Source organism: Streptomyces sp. NPDC087215 (assembly GCF_044744885.1).
Taxonomy (GTDB): Bacteria; Actinomycetota; Actinomycetes; order Streptomycetales; family Streptomycetaceae; genus Streptomyces.
On sequence record NZ_JBIUZD010000010.1, the window covers coordinates 225,383 to 244,410 of the forward strand.

Here is a 19,028-nt window from a genome sequence, read left to right on the forward strand (position 1 = left end):
GCGCTCGACGTGTATGCACGTTGGGCGCCTTTTGTCCGTTCTTATCAAGCATCCTGGACGTTCGGTCACAGGGAAGGGGCGCCAAGGATGAGTTTCGCCGTAGGACGGGGACGCGGGTACCGGCCCGAGCAGGTCGACCGCCACCTCGCCGCGCTCTCCGATGAGCGGGACGGCGCCTGGGAGCGGGCCGCGCGGCTCACCGTCCTCGCCGAGGAGATGGCCGCCGAGGCCGTCCGGCTGCGCGAGCACGCCGAGGCGCTCCCGCCGCAGCGGTACGAGTCCCTGGGCGACCGGGCCCGGAGCATCCTGGAACTCGCCGAGCAGGAGGACGAACGGCTCGTACGGGAGGCCGAGGCCTCGGCGCAGGCCTTCGCGGAGGCCGCCGAGACGGCGGCCCTGGACGCGGCGGAGGCGGCGCGGGTGTACGCGCAGGGGCTCCGCAAGGCTGCCGAGGGGGCGGCCCGCGCGACCCTGGAGACGGCCGGGGGCCGGGCCGAGGAGCTCACGACGGAGGCCCGCCGCGAGGCGGAGGAGCGGCTGGCCGGGGCGCGGGAGGCCTTCGAGGAGACCGAGCGGCGCGCGGCACGGCTCCTCGCCGAGCAGGAGGCGGAGCAGACGGCCGTACGGGACGAGGCCGACCGCGCGGAGGGAGCCCGTACGGCGGCGCTCGACGCACGGCACGAGGAACTGTTCACGGCGGCCGAGGCACGGCTGGGGGAGGTCCGCCGGGCGCTGGCGCGGACCGAGGAGCAGGCCCGGCACGGCCAGGAGGACGCGGAGGCGCGGGCGGGCGAGGTGCTCGCGGAGGCGCGGCTGCGCGCGGAGCGGACCGAGCGGGAGACCGAGCGGGTGCTGCGGGAGCACGACGAGTCGCGCGAGGAGATCCACGCGCACATGGAGCACATCCGGCACTCGCTCGCGGCCCTGACGGGCCGGGTGGCGCCGGGGGACGACGAGCGGTAGGGGGTCCGCCCGCCCGGGGGACGGCGAGCGGTGGGGTCCCGCCCGACGCCCCCGGAAAATAGGGAGGTTGACCGGCGGCACCCGCTGCTAGGGTGCGCCGATGTCATCGATCAGGCAGTTCCAGGTCACCTTCGACTGCGCGGACCCCGAGCGCGTCGCCCGCTTCTGGTGCGAGGTGCTCGGGTACGTCGTGCCGCCGCCCCCGGAGGGGTTCGCCGACTGGGACGCGTACGGCCGTTCGCTGCCGCCCGAGCGGCAGGGCGCCGGATTCGTCTGCGCGGACCCCACGGGAGTGAGCCCGCGCATGTACTTCCAGCGCGTCCCCGAGGGCAAGACCGTCAAGAACCGGTTGCACCTCGACATCCGGGTCGGCACCGGACTCGTCGGCGAGGAGCGCGTGGCCGCCCTGGAGGCGGAGTGCGCCCGGCTGGAAGCCCTCGGCGCGACACGCCTGTACCTGCTCCGCGCGGACGGCTTCAACGAGTCGTGCCTCGTGATGCAGGACGTCGAGGGGAACGAGTTCTGTCTGGACTGAGGGGGCGGCCGGGGCCCGGTGACCGGGGTCCGACGGGCGGGGCCCGGTGACCTGGACCGGTGAAAACCTTTGCCGTGCAAGGCCGTTGGCCGGTGGTCGCCCCGCCCCGAGCCCCGGCGGACGGTCCGTCCGGCGCCCGGCCGGTGGTGCGGTGAGTGTCCGGCCGACGCCCGCTCGGTGCTCCGGCGCGGTCCGGACCCGGTGACGCCGTGACGGTCCTGCGGCACCCCAGGCCCGGGTTCACCTGGGACTGGTGGGCGGTCGACGCGCACGGCTTCCTCGTGCGGTTCGGCGACGGGCCCGCGCCCGAGCACCTCCTCGCGCATCCGGACCGGCTCGACGCCGTGACCGCGTGGGCCGAGGAGAACCGGCCCGCGTGGTTCGGCGACGATCCGCCCCTCCACGCCTTCGACTGCCACGGCGAGCTGCCGAGGTACACCCGGAACGGTGTCCCGGACAGCCCGCTGAGGCTGTCGGACGCGCCCGCCGCCGTCGCGGAGGTCGCGGGTCCGGTCGTCCTGCGCCGCGCGGTGGGGGACACCTGGACGGTCCGCCTGGACGGGGGGATGGCTCGACCCGCGCCGTAGCCGGTCCGGTCCGGGGCTGCCCGACCGGGAGGCCCCGGGAGCGCGGGTCAGGGCCTTGCCCGCCGTAGGGCACGGGCTTCCCCTCCCGTACGGTCCCGGGCGTCCCGCCTGTACGGTCCGGGCGTCCTCTCCGTACGGCACGGGCTTCCCGCCGTACGGCACGGGCTCCCGTCGCACGATCTAGGCTCCCCGCCATGCTGATGAGACCGACGGCCGTCAACCTCGACTGCGCCGACCCGCTGGCCCTCGCCGACTTCTACCACCGGGCGACCGGACTGCCGCCGCACCCGCGCTCGGACGCCGACTTCGCGGCGGTCGGCGGCGGTGAAGGGGGCGGGCTGCTGCTCGGCTTCCAACGGGTCGACGACCACCGGCCGCCGACCTGGCCCGCGCCCGGAGTGCCCCAGCAGATGCACCTGGACTTCGACGTCGACGACCTGGAGGAGGCGGTGGCCCGGCTCGTGGAGTGGGGCGCGACCCTGCCGGAACAGCAGCCCCGCCCCGACCTGTGGAGGGTCCTCCTGGACCCGGCGGGCCACCCCTTCTGCGTATCGCCCCGGAAGCGGGGGGACGGGTAGCGGGCGGACGGCGGGCGCGGGCGGTGACGTCACCGGAGACGGGAGGCCCGACCTGCTGGCCACCGACAAGTCCGGGATCCTCTGGCTGTACCCCGGAACGGGCCGTGCGACCGCGCCCTTCGCCGCGCGCGAGCGGGGCGGGGCGGGCTGGGGCGGCTTCACCGACCTCGTCGGAGTCGGCGACGCCAACGGCGACGGCCGCGTCGATCTGATCGCGGCCACGGGCAACGCCACCTTCTACGCGGGCACGGGCAACTGGAAGGCCCCCTTCAAGCCGGGCGCGAAGACGAACGCCGCCGCGTCCCTGGCGTACGACGAGCTGTTCCAGGGCCTGTCCGTGCCTGTCCGTGTCTGTCCGGGTCTGTTCCGCCGGCTGCCGGGGGCCGGGGACTGCTGCCGAGTGGGCGGTGAGCCGGGGCCCGCAAATGTGCCGGTTCAGATCGGCAGGAGCCACCCGGGGTCGTCCTCGGTGCCGAGCCACACCCGCTGACCGCCGGGCGAGACCGTGATGCCGAAATCCTCCTGATGAGGCTCCCCGGCGGCCTGCCAGCGCTGAACGGCCCGCTCCACCCGGTCCCACAGACGGACGGGACCGCGCTGGACGACGGTCCATCCGCCCTCGGGGTCGGGGGCCGTCCGGGCCTGTGAACCGGTGGACACGTCCCACAGGATCTGTTCGGCTCCGGTCCCCATGCGTTCGGCCGAGGGCGCGGCGAGCTGCGCGACCCATCCGCCGGTCCAGTCGTCGAGCTTCGCGGGGTCGATCCGGCTCGGACGCAGGTCTCCCGGCAGCAGGGCCAGCACCGGGCGGGGCGGGCGGTCGTGCGGCCGGGCGATCATGAAGCTGGTGCAGCCGGGCAGGAACCGGCCCGTGGCCTCCCCGGGGCCGGTGACGCGCAGCAGCGCGAGGGCGTTGGCGTAGCTCCACCCGGACAGGGTGACCAGGATCCGCCCGCCCGGCCGCACCTGGTGGAGCCACGGCAGCGGGACGTACCGGACCGAACAGGTGGCGATCAGCCGGTCGTACGGGCCCCCGGCCGGATCGCCGCGCAGGCCGTCACCGATGATCAGCCGGGGCGCGAATCCGGCTGCCCCGAGCGCTGCGGCGGCGCCCTCCCCGACCACCGGGTCGTACTCGACGCTGGTGAGGCGGGCTTCCCCGAGGCGGTGTGCGCCGAGGGCGGTCGAGTAGCCCGTTCCGGTGCCGATCTCCAGCACCCGGTGTCCGGTCTCGGCTCCGAGGCGCTGCCACATGCGCAGTACCAGGGACGGCAGGGTGGACGATGACGAGGGGGAACCGGTCACGGTTCTCCCGGGCACGTCGTCGGGCCTGATCCGGCCGTCCAGCTGGGTGATCAGCGTCTCGTCGGAGTAGACGCCCTCCAACCATCCGGGCTCGCCCTCCCGGACGGGGCGGTAGGCGGTGGGCACGGTGCCGGGCACCGGCCTGAAGTAGGACCGGGTGAACAACTCGCGCGGTACCGCCCCGGCGGCGTCGCGCCATCCGGGTTCCGTGAAGGTGCCGCCCTCGGTGAGTCCCTCCGCCAGGGTCTGACGGAGCCGTGCCGATGCGCTCACGTTCCGGGTCCTTTCTCCAACTGGTCGGCGATGGCGTGGGCGATTGCCGTGGTGGTCTCCGGCAGTTGCCACGCCCATTGCCCGTTCGGGTTGCACTCCAGGAAGTACCAGACGTCCTCTGCGGTGACGGCGAAGTCGAACGCGCCGTAGGCCAGACGGAATTGGGTGAGGTACGCGGCCACGGCGCGCGTGACCGCGTCCGGTACCTCGATCGGCGTGCACGTCATCAGGTGTTGACGGTGGCGCCAGTCGAGATCGGGACTGTCGATCCTGACCCCGGAGAGTCGGCCGCCCACGGCGGTCACCCGTACGTCGAAGGCCTTGTCGGCCTTGGCCTGGAACAGGTGCGGGCAGACGGACACGGCGTCGGTGATCTCGTCCGCGCGCACCTCCCGCACCCACACGCCGTGCGGTCGGCCGTCCACCCGGTAGGGCGTGTTCCACAGCGGTTTGTGGACGGCTCCGCCACGGTGGCGCGCGGTGAACTTCCTGGCCTCGGCTGGATCGTTGGTGATCACCGTGCTGGGGACGGGGAACCCGGAGCGCCGTGCGGCCGAGAGCTGAGCGGGCTTGAACTCGGCGGCCCGGTTGTTCCAGGGGTGATTGACGTAGTGCGCGTCCGGCAGAGACGCGAGGACGCCCCCCGCTCCCCACAGCGTCTGTTCCACGGCGAACCGGCGGTCCCGGTCGTTCAGCCCCGGCGGTCCGTGGTGGGGTGAGGGTCTGCGGACCCAGACGGATCGCACCTGGTCGATGCCGGTCGACCGGCTCGCCGTGCGCAGGGTGCCCCGGCGGCCGTCCGTACCGTACGTGGCGGTCAGCGAGGCGTCCGTGTACAGGTCGGTGCCGGGGTCGAGGCGGACCACGGGGACCCTGCGGTCGGCGAGCAGCCGCAGCACCACGTCGGCCGTCACGTCCGACGGGTTGGTCAGCACCAGCACCGGTCCGTCGTCCCGCATCAGTCGGAACCCTGGTCCTGGTCGTACGACTCGGTACTGTCCGCGTCGGTCGCACCACCCGGGCCGGACCCGTCACCGGGAGAGGTCGTGGTGGGTGTCAGGCCGCTCGTGCTGGTGCCGTGGTCGCCCAGCTCGATGGTCCGGCCGTACTCGTCCATGATCACGGCGACCTGGGTTTCGGGGTCGATCACGGGTGTGTACCGGGGGACTGTGGCGGTGGCCGTGAAGGGCCCCATGCGGTGCGTTCCCCACGGCGCGGGAGTCCGTGTCATCGGTGCGGTGCCTTTCTCTCCTGTCGGTGCCGGGGGCCTCATGGCCACGGCGTCGGATGTGCCCGGAGCGGCAGACGGGCTCCCGCCCTTTCGCGGGAGGGCGCACTCCGCCCACACCGTCTTGCCCGGCCCCTGCTCCCTCGGGTACCAGCCCCACCGCTCGGCGAGGCCGTCGACGAGGAGCAGCCCCCGGCCTCCCTCCGTCAGGCCGGGAGCGGGGGCCGGGCCGGTCTCCGGGCGCGGCGGGAGCCGTTCGGCGCGGGTGTCGCTCACCTCGATCCGTACGCACGGGCGGGGGCCCGCCGTGACGCGCAGCAGCAGGTGGAAGTCCCGCCCCGGCACGTGCCCGTGCAGCACCGCGTTCGCCGCCAGTTCGGCCACCACCAGGACGGCGGCCTCGTGCGGCCCGCTCCCGTACGGCACCCCCCACTCGTCCAGCCGCATCCCCGCCAGCCGCCGCGCGAGCCGGGCGCCCCGGGGCGTGGAGGTGAAGCGCATGGAAAACGTATGCGTGTTCAAGCGACCTGTGAGGTAGCCGAGTTGGGTGGTCTCGGCGGGGCGGTTGAGGTTGTTCGTCATGCCCACCAAGCTCCTCCTGGTGGCGTAGCGTGACCAGTGGTGACGCACCGACGCGATGGCCTTGTACGCCTGCCGTCGGTGCAGGTACGAGAGGCGGGGCGCGATGGCGGATGAGCAGGCGGGCGCGGCACCGGAGCCCGGGACGGCGGACGCCGGACGGTCGGCGGACAAGTCCGGTCAGGGCGTGGTGGCGGCCTTCGGGCAGAGCATGAAGATGCTGCGGACCCGGGCGGGGATGGAGCGGGAGGAGTTCGGCAGGCGCCTTGGATACTCGGCTTCCACCATCGCCTCCTTCGAGCAGGGGCGGCGAATTCCACCGCCGCGCGCGATCGACCAGTCGGACGAGGTCCTTGGAGCGGGTGGACTGCTGACGGTCTGGAAGGAACAGCTGGAGAAGGCCCAGTACCCGGTGTTCTTCCAGGGGATGGCACAGCTGGAGAAGCAGGCCATAGAGCTGCTGGTGTACGACACGATGGTGGTCAATGGACTGCTGCAGAACGAGGAATACATGAGGGCCCTCCTGGACATGAGGCGCCCGCCGTTGGACGGGGAGACGATCGAGCAGCGAGTGACGGCCCGACTGGCACGACAGGACATCTTCGACCGACGCCCGGCTCCGTTGCTCGGCTTCGTCATGGACGAGGCGGTCCTACGGCACCGGTACGGCGGCAAGTCTGTGGTGCGTGGCCAACTGGAGCACCTGCTCCTGATCGGGCAGCGGCGGAATGTGGAGATTCAGGTCATGCCCACCGAATCCGAGGACAACGCGGGTGTGAACGGCCCGTTCACGGTGGTTACGCGTAAGGACGGCAAGAAGTTCTTGTACGTCGAGGCGCAGAACACGAGCTCGCTGGCAACTGACCCGGAGCAGACAGTCCTTGCGGCAGCTCGCTATGGGATTATCCGGTCACAGGCTCTCACCCCGCGAGAGTCACTGGAGTTCATCGAGAAGTTGCTGGGAGAGCTATGAACAACCCCGAGCCCCTCGCCTGGTTCAAGAGCAGCTACAGCGGAACCGAGGGTGGCCAGTGCGTCGAGGTCGCCCCCGGCGCCGCAGCCGTGCACGTGCGGGACTCCAAGGACGTGACCCGGCAGGGTCTTCAGGTCTCCCGTGACGCCTGGGGCGGTTTCCTCCGGCTCGCCACGGCCTAGTGGACAGCTGCGCTGAAAGGGAGAGCCATGAACATCACGGAACGCCTCACCTGGTTCAAGAGCAGCCACAGCGGCGGGGACGGCGGCGACTGCGTCGAGGTCGCCCCCGGCGCCGGAGCCGTGCACGTGCGGGACTCCAAGGACGTGACCCGGCAGGGTCTTCAGGTCTCCCGTGACGCCTGGGGCGGTTTCCTCCGGCTCGCCTCCGTCCGGTAGGACAACCCCGTTCTGTACGAGGTCACTCCGCGCCCCCCTTCGCCTCGCCCACCACCGGGAAGCGGCGGGGGGCCAGGGTGAGGAGGACCAGGAGGGCCAGGGCCGCCGCGCAGGCCGCGCCCACGTAGACGTGGTCCACCGCCGCGTCCACCGCCCGGCGCAGGCTCTCCGTCGTCTCCGGGGTCAGTGACGCCGGGGCGTCCAGCGCGCGGGCCAGGGTGTCCAGGTCCCCGCCGTCGCCCAGCCGGGCGGTGAGGACGCCGTTCGCCAGCGCACCGAACAGCGCCGCGCCCACGCTCTGGCCGACCTGGCGGCAGAACAGCACCGACGCCGTCGTCGTGCCCCGCTCCCCGTAGGGGACGGTCGACTGGACCCCGACGATCAGCGGCAGTTGGAAGAGGCCGATGGCCGCGCCGAGGAGCAGCATCAGCAGGGCGGGCTGCCAGGGTTCCCCGGGGAACGGCAGGAACGGGAACGCCAGCAGCAGGAGCAGCGCCAGGGAGATGCCGACGACCGCCGTCAGCCGGAAACCGATCCTGTTGTACACCCGGTCCGCGAACGCGGCGCTGATCGGCCAGCTCAGGGTCATCACCGACAGGACCAACCCGGCGGCGATCGGGCCCAGCCCCAGCACGGACTGCGCGTACGTCGGCAGGAACACCGTCGGCGCGACGATCAGCAGACCGAGCGCGCCCAGGGCCAGGTTCACCGCGGCGATCGTCCGGCGGCGCCAGACCCAGCCCGGGATGACCGGTTCGGCGGCGCGCCGCTCGATCACGACGGTGACGGCGGCGAGGACCGCCGCCCCCGCGAACAGCCCGAGGGACGGCCCCGACAGCCACGGCCAGGCGACACCGCCCTGGACCAGCGCGGTCAGCAGCAGCGCCCCCGTGGCGAAGATCCCGAGCGCCCCGGGCCAGTCGATCCGCACCCGGGCGCGGGGCGCGGGCCCCGCCGTCCGGTCCCGCCCCCGGGCCGCCGGAGGCCGCCCCGGCTCCACCAGGTGGCGGACGATCAGCCACAGCGCGAGCAGCCCGATCGGCAGGTTGACGAGGAAGATCCAGCGCCAGTCCGCGTATCCCGCGAGGAGGCCGCCCGCCGCCGGGCCCGCGACCGAGGACGCGGCCCACACCGAGGACAGCTTCGCCTGGATCCTGGGGCGCTCCTTCAGCGGGTACAGATCGGCGGCGATCGTCTGGACCGTGCCCTGGAGGGCGCCGCCGCCGAGCCCCTGGACGACCCGGAAGGCGATCAGGGACGCCATGTCCCAGGCGGCGGCGCACAGCAGGGAGCCGACGAGGAAGAGGACGACCCCGGCGACCAGGACCGGCTTGCGGCCGAAGGTGTCGCTGAGCTTGCCGTACACCGGCAGGGTCACGGTCACGGCGAGCAGATAGCCGGAGAACAGCCAGGAGAAGACCGAAAGGCCACCGAGGTCGCCGACGATCTGCGGCACGGCGGTGGCCACGATCGTGCCGTCCACGGCGGCGAGACCCATGCCCAGCATCAGCGCCAGGACCAGGCCACGGCCGGGCGGGGACGGCGCCGCCGGGCCCGCCGTCACGGCCTTCCCCACGTACGGTTCCCCCACCGAGCCCTCATTTCCCCATACATCTAAATGAGCGGGGCCAGGGTCCCACTCGGACCACGGGTGGAGGAACCCCTAGGGGCCTCTCCCCCATACGGGCCAGGGGTCGTTCGTACCGGCGGAGGAGGAGAACGCGCCCACGGGCTCCTTAACTTGGACCTACACCACCCACTGCTCCGAGGAGAAACCGTGACAACGGCTGTGACCATCCCCAAGTCCGGGGAAACCGGACTGAGTTCGGCCGTTGCCGCACGGGCACGCCAGGTCGTCAAGGCCTACGGCTCCGGCGAGACCCGGGTCCTCGCCCTCGACCACGTCGACGTCGACATCGCCCGTGGCCGGTTCACCGCCATCATGGGCCCCTCGGGCTCCGGCAAGTCGACCCTGATGCACTGCCTCGCCGGACTCGACACCGTCACCAGCGGCGAGATCCACCTCGCCGACACCGAGATAACCCGGCTCAAGGACAAGAAGCTCACCCAGCTCCGCCGGGACCGGATCGGCTTCATCTTCCAGGCGTTCAACCTGCTGCCGACGCTCAGCGCCATCGAGAACATCACGCTGCCCATGGACATCGCGGGCCGCAAGCCGGACGCCGAATGGCTCCGCCGGGTCGTCGACACCGTCGGTCTCTCCGAGCGGCTCAAGCACCGCCCGAACGAGCTCTCCGGCGGCCAGCAGCAGCGCGTGGCCGTGGCCCGCGCGCTCGCCGCCCGGCCCGAGATCATCTTCGGCGACGAGCCCACCGGAAACCTGGACTCCCGCGCCGGTGCCGAAGTCCTCGGCTTCCTCCGCACCTCCGTCGACGAACTCGGCCAGACGATCGTCATGGTCACCCACGACCCGGTCGCCGCCTCCTACTCCGACCGCGTCCTCTACCTCGCCGACGGCCGGATCGTCGACGAGATGGAGCGGCCCACCGCCGAAGCCGTCCTCGACCGGATGAAGGACTTCGACGCGCGCGGGCGGACCTCATGAGCGTCCTGAAGACCTCCCTGCGCAACTTCTTCGCGCACAAGGGACGCATGGCGCTCTCCGCCGTCGCCGTCCTGCTCTCCGTCGCCTTCGTCTGCGGCACCCTCGTGTTCACCGACACCATGAACACGACCTTCGACAAGCTCTTCGCGGTCACCGCCTCGGACGTCACCGTCGGCCCCGAGGACTCCGACGCGGGCGGCACCCCGCAGACCGGCCGGCCCGAGGCGCTCCCCGCCTCCCTCGTCGAGCGGGTCGAGAAGACCGAGGGCGTCCAGGACGCCCGGGGCACCGTCGTCTCCACCGGCGTCACCGTCGTGGACTCCCGCGACAAGAACATCGGACCCACCAGCGGCGCCCCGACCATCGCCGCCAACTGGAGCGACAGCGAACTGCGTTCGGTGGAGTTCTCCTCCGGCCACGAACCGCGCGGCCCCACCGACGTCGTCGTCGACGGCGCCACCGCCGAGAAGAACGGCCTGAAGCTCGGCGACACCCTGCGCGTCATCTCCGTCACCGGCGACTTCACCGCCGAGATCTCCGGCCTCGTCGACTTCAAGGTCACCAACCCCGGCGCCACCGTCGTCTACTTCGAGACCGCCACCGCCCAGCGTGAACTCCTCGGCAAGACCGGCCTGTTCACCCAGATCACCGTCGACGCGAAGCCCGGCGTCAGCCACGACGCCGTCAAGCGGAACATCGCCGCCTCCCTCGGCGGCGGCGCCTACGAGCTCCAGACCGCCGCCGAGACCGCCGACGAGGGCCGGACGGAACTCGGCTCCTTCCTCGACGTCATGAAGTACGCGATGCTCGGCTTCGCCGGAATCGCCTTCCTCGTCGGCATCTTCCTCATCGTCAACACCTTCTCGATGCTGGTCGCCCAGCGCACCCGCGAGATCGGCCTCATGCGGGCCATCGGCTCCAGCCGCAAGCAGGTCAACCGGTCCGTCCTCGTGGAGGCGCTGCTCCTCGGCCTCTTCGGCTCCGCCGCCGGGGTCGTCGCGGGCGTCGGCCTCGCCGTCGGCCTCATGAAGGTCATGTCGTCCATCGGCATGGAACTCTCCACCCGCGACCTCACCGTGAAGTGGACGACCCCCGCCATCGGTCTCCTCCTCGGCATCGTCGTCACCGTCCTCGCCGCCTACGTCCCGGCCCGCCGCGCCGGGAAGGTCTCCCCGATGGCCGCCCTCCGGGACGCGGGCACCCCCGCCGACGGCCGGGCGGGCCGGGTCCGCGCCGCCGTCGGCCTGGCCCTCACCGCCGCCGGGGCCGCCGGGCTCGTCGCCGCCGCCCGCGCCGAGGAGGCCAAGCCCGGTTCCCTCTGGCTCGCCCTCGGCGTCGTCCTCTCCCTGCTCGGCCTCGTCGTCGTCGGACCGCTCCTCGCGGGCTTCGTCGTCCGCGCCCTCGGCGTCGTCGTCCTGCGGGTCTTCGGCCCCGTCGGACGCCTCGCCGAACGCAACGCGCTCCGCAACCCGCGCCGCACCGGCGCCACCGGCGCGGCCCTCATGATCGGCCTCGCGCTCGTCGCCTGCCTCTCCGTCGTCGGCTCCTCGATGGTCGCCTCGGTCACCGACGAACTCGACCGGTCCGTCGGCGCCGACTTCATCGTCCAGTCCGCCACCGGCCAGCCGATCGTGCCGCAGGCCCAGGCCGCCCTGGCGAAGACCCCCGGCCTGGACCACCTCACCTCCTACAAGTGGGTGGACGCCACCGTCACCGACCCGCGCGGCCGGACCACCACCGCCGACCTGGCCGCCACCGACCCCACGTACGTGGACGACCTGCGCCGCGAGACCACGGCCGGCAAGCTCACCGACGCCTACGGCAAGGGCGCCATGTCCGTCGGCAGCGACTACGCCACCGAGCACGGCGTCAAGGTCGGCGACGTCCTGACGGTCGCCTTCAAGGGCGGCGACAAGGCACGGCTGAAGGTCGCGGCGATCACCGCCGACACCGGCAACGTCGACAACGGGGCGATGTACACCAGCCTCGCCACCCTCGCCGAGCACCTGCCCGTCGAGCGGACGCCGCAGAGCCTGCTGCTCCTCGCCAGCGCGAAGGACGGCCAGGAGACCCAGGCGTACCAGGCGCTCAAGGACGCCCTCGCGCCCTACCCGCAGTACCAGGTCAACAACCAGGCCGACTACAAGAAGGCCCTCCAGGACCAGGTCGGACAGCTCCTCAACATCGTGTACGGGCTCCTCGCCCTCGCGATCGTCGTCGCCGTCCTCGGGGTCGTGAACACCCTGGCCCTCTCGGTCGTCGAGCGGACCCGCGAGATCGGCCTCATGCGGGCCATCGGCCTCTCCCGCCGCCAGCTGCGCCGCATGATCCGTCTGGAGTCGGTGGTCATCGCCCTCTTCGGCGCGCTCCTCGGCCTCGGCCTGGGCATGGGCTGGGGCACCTCCGCCCAGAAGCTCCTCGCCCTCGACGGGCTCGGCGTCCTCGACATCCCCTGGGCGACGATCCTCACCGTCTTCGTCGGCTCGGCCTTCGTCGGCCTCTTCGCGGCCCTCGTCCCCGCCTTCCGGGCGGGCCGGATGAACGTCCTGAACGCCATCGCCAGCGAGTAGCGGGCAGCGAGCCGCACGCGGCGGCGGTGAGCGGGTGGGTGCCGAGTTGCCGCACGGCGCCCCAGGACCCCGTACGGCCCCGGAAGGACCCTGCCAGGTCCGCCCGGGGCCGTACGGCTGTCCCCGTACGGGGCTCCGTCCCGGTACGGCTGGCTGTCCCCGTACGGGCTGCCCCGTACGGGCGGCCCTCGCGCCCCCTCCGTCACCCGCCCGAGCGGCCCCCCGTCCCGGGTTCGCTCGGGCAGGTGACAGTGGTACGCCGTAGGCTGGTCGCACCGGGCCGTACGCGCCCGGGAGCACCCCGGCCCGTGACCACGTGTCGGGCTGTTCGCGTTGACCGCCCCCGTCACCCTCCGGGATGGAAAGCTTCATGAGCCTGCACGGCCTGCTCGACGTAGTCGTCAAGGATCCGGCCCTCGCGGAGGCGGTGAAGGCCGCAGCCGACGGCAACCGCCCGCACGTGGACCTGGTCGGACCGGCCGCCGCCCGGCCCTTCACCGTCGCCGCGCTCGCCCGGGACTCGGGGCGCCCGGTGCTCGCGGTGACCGCGACCGGCCGGGAGGCCGAGGACCTCGCCGCCGCCCTGCGCTCGCTCCTCGACCCCGACACCGTCGCCGAGTTCCCCTCCTGGGAGACCCTGCCGCACGAGCGGCTCTCGCCCCGCTCCGACACCGTCGGCCGTCGCCTCGCGGTGCTGCGCCGCCTCGCCCACCCGCGCTCCGACGACCCGGCGGCCGGACCGGTCAGCGTGGTCGTCGCCCCCATCAGGTCCGTGCTCCAGCCGCAGGTCAAGGGCCTGGGCGACCTGGAGCCCGTGGCGCTCAGGTCCGGCGGGACGGCCGATCTGAACGAGATCGTCGAGGGCCTCGCCGCCGCCGCGTACGCGCGCGTGGAGCTGGTCGAGAAGCGCGGCGAGTTCGCCGTGCGCGGCGGCATCCTGGACGTCTTCCCGCCCACCGAGGAGCATCCGCTCCGGGTCGAGTTCTGGGGCGACGACGTCGAGGAGATCCGCTACTTCAAGGTGGCCGACCAGCGGTCCCTGGAGGTCGCCGAGCACGGACTGTGGGCGCCGCCCTGCCGGGAGCTGCTCCTCACCGACTCGGTACGGGAGCGGGCGGCGGCCCTCGCCGAGGCCCACCCGGAGCTGGGCGAACTCCTGGGGAAGATCGCGGAGGGCATCGCCGTCGAGGGCATGGAGTCCCTGGCGCCGGTCCTCGTCGACGACATGGAACTCCTCCTCGACGTGCTGCCGCAGGGCTCCATGACGGTGGTCTGCGACCCCGAGCGGGTCAGGACCCGGGCCGCCGACCTGGTCGCCACCAGCCAGGAGTTCCTCCAGGCGTCCTGGGCGGCGACGGCGGGCGGCGGCGAGGCCCCGATCGACGTCGACGCGGCCTCCCTGTGGGGGATCGCGGACGTCCGTGACCGGGCCCGCGAGCTGGGCATCGCCTGGTGGTCGGTGTCGCCGTTCGCGGCGGACGAGACCGTCACGGGCGACACCCTCACCCTGGGGATGCGGGCCCCCGAGTCCTACCGGGGCGACACCGCCCGCGCGCTCGCCGACACCAAGGGCTGGCTGTCCGACGGCTGGCGCACGGTCTATGTGACCGAGGCCCACGGCCCCGCCACCCGTACGGTCGAGGTCCTCGGCGGCGAGGGCATCGCCGCCCGGCTCGACACCGACCTGGCGGAGATCTCCCCGGCCGTCGTCCATGTCGTCCGGGGCTCCATCGACCACGGCTTCGTGGACCCGGCGCTCCGCCTCGCGGTCCTCACCGAGACCGACCTGTCCGGCCAGAAGGCAGCGGGCAAGGACGGGCAGCGGATGCCCGCCAAGCGCCGCAAGACCATCGACCCGCTGACCCTGGAGCCCGGCGACTACATCGTGCACGAGCAGCACGGTGTCGGCCGGTACGTGGAGATGGTCCAGCGGACCGTGCAGGACGCCACCCGCGAGTACCTCCTCGTCGAGTACGCCCCCGCCAAGCGCGGACAGCCCGGCGACCGGCTGTACATCCCCACCGACCAGCTGGAGCAGGTCACCAAGTACGTCGGCGGCGAGGCACCGACGCTGCACCGGCTCGGCGGCGCCGACTGGACGAAGACCAAGCAGCGCGCGAAGAAGGCCGTCAAGGAGATCGCGGCCGACCTGATCAAGCTGTACTCGGCGCGGATGGCGGCCCCCGGCCACGCCTTCGGCCCCGACACCCCCTGGCAGCGGGAGCTGGAGGACGCCTTCCCGTACGCCGAGACCCCCGACCAGCTGTCCACCATCGCCGAGGTGAAGGAGGACATGGAGAAGACGGTCCCCATGGACCGGCTGATCTGCGGAGACGTCGGCTACGGCAAGACCGAGATCGCGGTGCGGGCCGCGTTCAAGGCGGTGCAGGACGGCAAGCAGGTCGCCGTCCTCGTCCCCACCACCCTGCTCGTGCAGCAGCACTTCGGCACGTTCAGCGAGCGGTACTCCCAGTTCCCGGTGAAGGTGCGGGCGCTGTCCCGGTTCCAGACGGACACCGAGTCGAAGGCGACCCTGGAGGGGCTGCGGGAGGGCTCGGTCGACATCGTCATCGGCACCCACCGGCTGTTCTCGTCGGAGACGAAGTTCAAGGACCTGGGCCTGGTCGTCGTCGACGAGGAGCAGCGCTTCGGCGTCGAGCACAAGGAGCAGCTGAAGAAGCTCCGCGCCAACGTCGACGTCCTCACCATGTCGGCCACCCCCATCCCCCGCACGCTGGAGATGGCCGTCACCGGCATCCGCGAGATGTCCACGATCACCACCCCGCCGGAGGAGCGGCACCCGGTCCTCACCTTCGTCGGACCGTACGAGGAGAAGCAGATCGGCGCCGCCATCCGCCGCGAACTGCTCCGCGAGGGCCAGGTCTTCTACATCCACAACCGGGTCGACTCCATCGACCGCGCGGCGGCCCGGCTGCGGGAGATCGTGCCCGAGGCGCGGATCGCCACGGCCCACGGCCAGATGTCGGAGCAGGCCCTGGAGCAGGTCGTCGTCGACTTCTGGGAGAACAAGTTCGACGTCCTCGTGTCCACCACGATCGTCGAGTCCGGCATCGACATCTCCAACGCCAACACCCTGATCGTCGAGCGCGGCGACAACTTCGGCCTGTCGCAGCTGCACCAGCTGCGCGGGCGCGTCGGCCGTGGCCGCGAGCGGGGCTACGCGTACTTCCTCTACCCGCCGGAGAAGCCGCTCACGGAGACCGCGCACGAGCGGCTCGCCACGATCGCCCAGCACACCGAGATGGGCGCGGGCATGTACGTGGCCATGAAGGACCTGGAGATCCGGGGCGCGGGCAATCTGCTCGGCGGCGAGCAGTCCGGCCACATCGCGGGCGTCGGCTTCGACCTGTACGTACGGATGGTCGGCGAGGCGGTCGCGGACTACCGGGCGCAGATGGAGGGCGTCACCGAGGAGGAGGCACCCCTGGAGGTGAAGATCGAACTGCCGGTCGACGCCCATGTGCCGCACGACTACGCGCCGGGGGAGCGGCTGCGCCTCCAGGCCTACCGGTCGATCGCCGCCGCCAACTCGGAGGAGGACGTCAGGGCCGTACGGGAGGAGCTGACCGACCGCTACGGCAAGCTGCCCGAGCCGGTCGAGAACCTCCTCCTGGTCGCGGGCCTGCGGATGCTGGCCCGTGCCTGCGGCGTCGGCGAGATCGTCCTCCAGGGCTCCAGCATCCGGTTCGCCCCGGTGGAGCTGCGCGAGTCGCAGGAACTGCGCCTGAAGCGGCTCCACCCGCGCGTGGTCATCAAGCCGGCCGTCCACCAGATCCTGGTGCCGCGCCCGACCAGCGGGAAGATCGGCGGGAAGCCGGTGGTGGGCCGCGAACTGCTCGCCTGGACCGGGGAGTTCCTCACCACGATCCTCGGCGGCTGACGGACCCGGACCCGGATCGAGATCGGGTCCGGGTCCGGGTCCGGCACGACAGCGGGCGGTGCTCGTCCTGGGGAGCCGCCCGTTTCCCGTACGGGCGCCGCCCGGTGCTCCCGTACGAGGGCCGGGTTCGGCCTCGTGTACGGGGCGCCGGGTCCTCCCGTACGGGTGTCAGGGTGCCGTCCGGCCCGTGGCGGCCCGCGTGCCCCGGGAGGTGGTGAGCCAGAGGAGCAGCGCGCAGAGGAAGCCCGCCGCCGCGAAGACCAGCGACTCCAGGAGCGAGTCGTCCCGGGCGCCGGAGAGCAGCGCGACGGCCGCCGCCCCGGCCAGCGCGGTCCCCGTCACCGCCCGGGTCCGCCACGGGCTGTCGGGCGCGTCCTCGCGGGGCAGCAGCCGGACCGCGAGCAGGTAGCAGCCGCACGCGAGCAGCGTGGAGCCCAGCGAGTCGCTGGACCGGTGGTGGTAGGTCGCCAGGACCCCGGAGGCCGCGAAGGTCGTCCACAGGATCCCGGCGGCGGCGACGTACGGGCGGACCCTGGGGGAGACGACGAGCAGCGCGCCCAGGACCAGGGCGACGGGCACGGCCGCGTGTCCGCTGGGGAAGCTCGACTCGATCAGGGAGTCGCGGGCGCCCACCAGGTCGGGGCGGGGCAGCAGCCGGGCGGCCAGCTCCTTCGCGCCGATCGCGGCCACGACCGTCCCGACCGCCGCGACCCCCTGCCACCAGCGCCTGCGCGCCGCCGCGACGAGCGCGAGGAGCGCCGTACCCACCAGCAGGGTGGGGATCGCGGTCTGTTCCATGGGCGGCAGCGCCCACGAGCCGTACTCGCCCCCGGCGATGCCGTAGACCCAGGCGGGGATGGCCCCCTGCTCCCCGCTGAACAGGTGGTTCTCCGCCCGCTGCCCGAACGGGGTGAGGACCGCGACCAGATAGACCGCGGCGAAGGCCAGGAGGCAGAGCGCGGCCGGGAGCCAGGACCGGGGAGCCGGTGCCGCGCCCGTGCCGGTCCCGGCGGCCGGGCGGATGGACGGGGGCGGGGAGAGGTGCTGGGTCATGGCCTTCTCTGTCGGTCGGGGCGTTTCGGGGCGTTCGGGGCAGGGCGGGACGCGCGGGGCGGCGGGCCCCGGCCGGGGGTCCTAGCCGAGGACCGCGCGGTCCTGGCGGCGCTGGGCGGCGATGGCGAGCGCCGGGAGCGGGGCGACGAGCAGCAGCAGGACGGCCAGGTCCGGCAGCGACCGCATGAAGCCGTCGGGCTGGAGGACGATCGCCTGCGTACGGACGAACGCGAACGCCGCCACCGGAATCAGCCACCGGCGGTCACCGGTCGCGGCCGTCGCCACCCACGCGACGACGAGCCCGGCGATCTCCAGGACGAACAGACCGCGCTGGAACGACGGGCTGACGGCGATGACGTGCAGGGCCCCGGCGGTGAACAGGGCGAGCCCCAGGGGCACCAGCCAGCCGTACGAGTGGCGCCGCAGCCGTCCGGGACGGCAGACCGCGAGGACGGCGCAGGCGGCGCACAGCAGCCCGGAGAGAACCAGGTCGCGGGCGGTGATCGGGGAGCCGAGGCCGTAGTAGCCGAGGCCCGCTTTGCCCTCGTCGCCGAAGAGCGTGCCGTGGGGGAAGTCCGCCCCGGCGTAGACCATCGTCGCGGCGGCGGGCAGCGCGAGCCACGCCCGGCCGCGCAGCAGGGCGACCAGACAGACCAGCGGGAGCAGCCCGTACGGCAGCATCCGGGTCCGGGTGCCGGGGCCCTCCGCCCACGGGTACCAGCCGGCGTGGTCGAAGGCGATGGCGTGCTGCCCGGGATCGACGCGCAGCGCCCAGTGCCAGACGTCCTGGAGGTACGGCACGAGGGCGAGGGCGGCCAGGACGAGGGCGGCCAGCTGGATGCCGTCCAGCCACCACGGGCGGGTCCGGTCGTCCACGACGGCGCGGGCGCGGGCCCGTGTCCCGGCGCGCGCGACGGCGGCGAGCTCCCGGGGCGGGGGCCAGGAGCGGCCGGGATACGCCTCGGCGAGGCAGTCCAGCAGCTCCCGTCCCTGCCGGGAGCGGTAGGGCTCGGGGTAGGCCATGAGCAGCAGGCGGTTCACGCGGGGGCCGCCCCGGCCTCCCGCGCGCGGCCGAGGACGAGGGCCGCCGCCTGCCGCATCCGCAGCGCCTCCCGGTCGAGCGCCCCGCGGCCGTCCTCGGTGAGCCGGTAGTAGCGCCGGGCCCGGCCGTCGACGATCTCCTCGTCGCCGGGGGTCACGTGACCGGCCCTTTCGAGCCGTTCCAGCGCGCCGTAGAGGGTGCCGACGGCGATCCTCAGCCGCCCGTCGGTGGCCCGCTCGGCGGCCTTGACGATCCCGTAGCCGTGCAGCGGTCCGTCCAGGAGCGCCGCGAGGATGAAGTACTGCGCTTCCGTCAGGGACGGACTCTGGCGTGTCATGCAGCGAGCATATATCGAGTGGCGAAGTATCTTTTTCAGCCGAGTGGGATCGTGCGATCGGTGGGGTCGGTGGGGACAGCAGGGATAGCGCGGCCAGTGCGGTCTGTGGGGACGGCAGGGACAGCAGGGACAGCGGGGTC

17 protein-coding genes and 1 pseudogene are annotated in these 19,028 nt (G+C 72.9%); 11 read left to right on the forward strand and 7 right to left on the reverse strand.

Annotated features, from left to right (window positions below):
• The first annotated feature begins 87 nt into the window (after positions 1 to 87).
• The 5 genes and pseudogenes from ACIO92_RS24595 to ACIO92_RS24615 form a co-directional block, all read left to right on the forward strand.
• Complete coding sequence (locus tag ACIO92_RS24595) at positions 88 to 963, forward strand: cellulose-binding protein (RefSeq protein WP_401238536.1); 876 nt, start codon at positions 88 to 90, stop codon at positions 961 to 963.
• A 100-nt stretch (positions 964 to 1,063) separates the two neighbouring features.
• A complete protein-coding gene (locus ACIO92_RS24600; protein ID WP_366443880.1) occupies positions 1,064 to 1,498 on the forward strand; it encodes a VOC family protein in 435 nt (144 codons plus the stop codon).
• A gap of 155 nt (positions 1,499 to 1,653) precedes the next feature.
• A complete protein-coding gene (locus ACIO92_RS24605; protein WP_402283999.1) occupies positions 1,654 to 2,085 on the forward strand; it encodes a hypothetical protein in 432 nt (143 codons plus the stop codon).
• A 194-nt stretch (positions 2,086 to 2,279) separates the two neighbouring features.
• Positions 2,280 to 2,663 (forward strand): VOC family protein, encoded by a 384-nt coding sequence (locus ACIO92_RS24610; protein WP_366443878.1) that lies wholly within the window; start codon positions 2,280 to 2,282, stop codon positions 2,661 to 2,663.
• 37 nt (positions 2,664 to 2,700) lie between these two features.
• Positions 2,701 to 3,153, forward strand: a pseudogene (locus ACIO92_RS24615) (FG-GAP repeat domain-containing protein); the annotation flags it as partial.
• On the opposite strand, the gene tgmC reads toward ACIO92_RS24615, so the two are convergent.
• From tgmC to tgmA, 3 genes are read right to left on the reverse strand one after another with little or no spacing between them, the layout of a single operon-like run.
• Positions 3,099 to 4,241: an ATP-grasp peptide maturase system methyltransferase gene (gene tgmC / locus ACIO92_RS24620; RefSeq protein ID WP_366443877.1), complete on the reverse strand. Its 1,143-nt coding sequence runs from the start codon at positions 4,239 to 4,241 to the stop codon at positions 3,099 to 3,101. The pseudogene ACIO92_RS24615 and the gene tgmC sit on opposite strands and share 55 nt — an antisense overlap.
• The gene (gene tgmB, locus ACIO92_RS24625; protein WP_402284002.1) at positions 4,238 to 5,200 is read right to left on the reverse strand and encodes an ATP-grasp ribosomal peptide maturase; all 963 of its coding nucleotides are present in this window, start codon (positions 5,198 to 5,200) and stop codon (positions 4,238 to 4,240) included. The genes tgmC and tgmB overlap by 4 nt, the downstream gene beginning before the upstream one ends.
• Positions 5,200 to 6,051, reverse strand: coding sequence for a putative ATP-grasp-modified RiPP (gene tgmA, locus ACIO92_RS24630; RefSeq protein WP_402284004.1), 852 nt, complete (start codon positions 6,049 to 6,051; stop codon positions 5,200 to 5,202). Before tgmA ends, tgmB begins: the two co-directional genes overlap by 1 nt.
• 103 nt (positions 6,052 to 6,154) lie before the next feature.
• Between tgmA and ACIO92_RS24635 the strand changes: the two genes are divergently transcribed.
• Genes ACIO92_RS24635 through ACIO92_RS24645 form a run of 3 tightly spaced genes read left to right on the forward strand, consistent with a single transcriptional unit; the run spans position 6,155 to position 7,419 of the window.
• Entirely contained in the window at positions 6,155 to 7,021 is an 867-nt protein-coding gene (locus ACIO92_RS24635; RefSeq protein WP_402284006.1) for a helix-turn-helix domain-containing protein, read from the forward strand.
• Positions 7,018 to 7,203 (forward strand): DUF397 domain-containing protein, encoded by a 186-nt coding sequence (locus tag ACIO92_RS24640; RefSeq protein ID WP_366443874.1) that lies wholly within the window; start codon positions 7,018 to 7,020, stop codon positions 7,201 to 7,203. The genes ACIO92_RS24635 and ACIO92_RS24640 overlap by 4 nt, the downstream gene beginning before the upstream one ends.
• Positions 7,204 to 7,230: 27 nt before the next feature.
• The gene (locus tag ACIO92_RS24645) at positions 7,231 to 7,419 is read left to right on the forward strand and encodes a DUF397 domain-containing protein (RefSeq protein WP_402284008.1); all 189 of its coding nucleotides are present in this window, start codon (positions 7,231 to 7,233) and stop codon (positions 7,417 to 7,419) included.
• Between the two features lie 22 nt (positions 7,420 to 7,441).
• On the opposite strand, the gene ACIO92_RS24650 is transcribed toward ACIO92_RS24645, so the two are convergent.
• Positions 7,442 to 8,926, reverse strand: a complete 1,485-nt coding sequence (locus tag ACIO92_RS24650; protein ID WP_366443900.1) for an MFS transporter — start codon at positions 8,924 to 8,926, stop codon at positions 7,442 to 7,444.
• A 270-nt stretch (positions 8,927 to 9,196) separates the two neighbouring features.
• Here ACIO92_RS24650 and ACIO92_RS24655 point away from each other — a divergent pair, with 270 nt between their 5' ends.
• The 3 genes from ACIO92_RS24655 (at position 9,197) to mfd (ending at position 16,456) form a co-directional block, all read left to right on the forward strand.
• Positions 9,197 to 9,985: an ABC transporter ATP-binding protein gene (locus tag ACIO92_RS24655; RefSeq protein ID WP_402284010.1), complete on the forward strand. Its 789-nt coding sequence runs from the start codon at positions 9,197 to 9,199 to the stop codon at positions 9,983 to 9,985.
• A complete protein-coding gene (locus ACIO92_RS24660; RefSeq protein WP_402284012.1) occupies positions 9,982 to 12,555 on the forward strand; it encodes an ABC transporter permease in 2,574 nt (857 codons plus the stop codon). The genes ACIO92_RS24655 and ACIO92_RS24660 overlap by 4 nt, the downstream gene beginning before the upstream one ends.
• 370 nt (positions 12,556 to 12,925) lie before the next feature.
• Positions 12,926 to 16,456 carry a transcription-repair coupling factor gene (gene mfd / locus ACIO92_RS24665; RefSeq protein WP_366443870.1) on the forward strand — a complete coding sequence of 1,177 codons (3,531 nt, stop codon included), beginning with the start codon at positions 12,926 to 12,928 and terminating at the stop codon, positions 16,454 to 16,456.
• Between the two features lie 168 nt (positions 16,457 to 16,624).
• Here mfd and ACIO92_RS24670 read toward each other — a convergent pair whose 3' ends face one another.
• The 3 genes from ACIO92_RS24670 to ACIO92_RS24680 all read right to left on the reverse strand — a co-directional run bounded on the left by ACIO92_RS24670 (position 16,625) and on the right by ACIO92_RS24680 (position 18,888).
• On the reverse strand, positions 16,625 to 17,509 hold the full coding sequence (locus ACIO92_RS24670; RefSeq protein ID WP_366443869.1) for a phosphatase PAP2 family protein: 885 nt from the start codon (positions 17,507 to 17,509) through the stop codon (positions 16,625 to 16,627).
• 81 nt (positions 17,510 to 17,590) lie between these two features.
• A complete protein-coding gene (locus ACIO92_RS24675) occupies positions 17,591 to 18,550 on the reverse strand; it encodes a hypothetical protein (protein WP_366443868.1) in 960 nt (319 codons plus the stop codon).
• On the reverse strand, positions 18,547 to 18,888 hold the full coding sequence (locus ACIO92_RS24680) for a PadR family transcriptional regulator (protein WP_402059089.1): 342 nt from the start codon (positions 18,886 to 18,888) through the stop codon (positions 18,547 to 18,549). The genes ACIO92_RS24675 and ACIO92_RS24680 overlap by 4 nt, the downstream gene beginning before the upstream one ends.
• Positions 18,889 to 19,028: the final 140 nt, after the last annotated feature.

Coding starts and splice junctions, on each gene's coding strand:
- ACIO92_RS24640 (WP_366443874.1), top strand. CDS start 7,018: ATGAACAACCCCGAGCCCCTCGCCTGGTTCAAGAGCAGCTACAGCGGA.
- ACIO92_RS24650 (WP_366443900.1), bottom strand. CDS start 8,926: ATGCTGGGCATGGGTCTCGCCGCCGTGGACGGCACGATCGTGGCCACC.
- mfd (WP_366443870.1), top strand. CDS start 12,926: ATGAGCCTGCACGGCCTGCTCGACGTAGTCGTCAAGGATCCGGCCCTC.
- ACIO92_RS24635 (WP_402284006.1), top strand. CDS start 6,155: ATGGCGGATGAGCAGGCGGGCGCGGCACCGGAGCCCGGGACGGCGGAC.
- tgmA (WP_402284004.1), bottom strand. CDS start 6,051: ATGACGAACAACCTCAACCGCCCCGCCGAGACCACCCAACTCGGCTAC.
- ACIO92_RS24670 (WP_366443869.1), bottom strand. CDS start 17,509: ATGACCCAGCACCTCTCCCCGCCCCCGTCCATCCGCCCGGCCGCCGGG.
- ACIO92_RS24595 (WP_401238536.1), top strand. CDS start 88: ATGAGTTTCGCCGTAGGACGGGGACGCGGGTACCGGCCCGAGCAGGTC.
- ACIO92_RS24680 (WP_402059089.1), bottom strand. CDS start 18,888: ATGACACGCCAGAGTCCGTCCCTGACGGAAGCGCAGTACTTCATCCTC.
- ACIO92_RS24600 (WP_366443880.1), top strand. CDS start 1,064: ATGTCATCGATCAGGCAGTTCCAGGTCACCTTCGACTGCGCGGACCCC.
- ACIO92_RS24645 (WP_402284008.1), top strand. CDS start 7,231: ATGAACATCACGGAACGCCTCACCTGGTTCAAGAGCAGCCACAGCGGC.
- ACIO92_RS24660 (WP_402284012.1), top strand. CDS start 9,982: ATGAGCGTCCTGAAGACCTCCCTGCGCAACTTCTTCGCGCACAAGGGA.
- ACIO92_RS24610 (WP_366443878.1), top strand. CDS start 2,280: ATGCTGATGAGACCGACGGCCGTCAACCTCGACTGCGCCGACCCGCTG.
- tgmB (WP_402284002.1), bottom strand. CDS start 5,200: ATGCGGGACGACGGACCGGTGCTGGTGCTGACCAACCCGTCGGACGTG.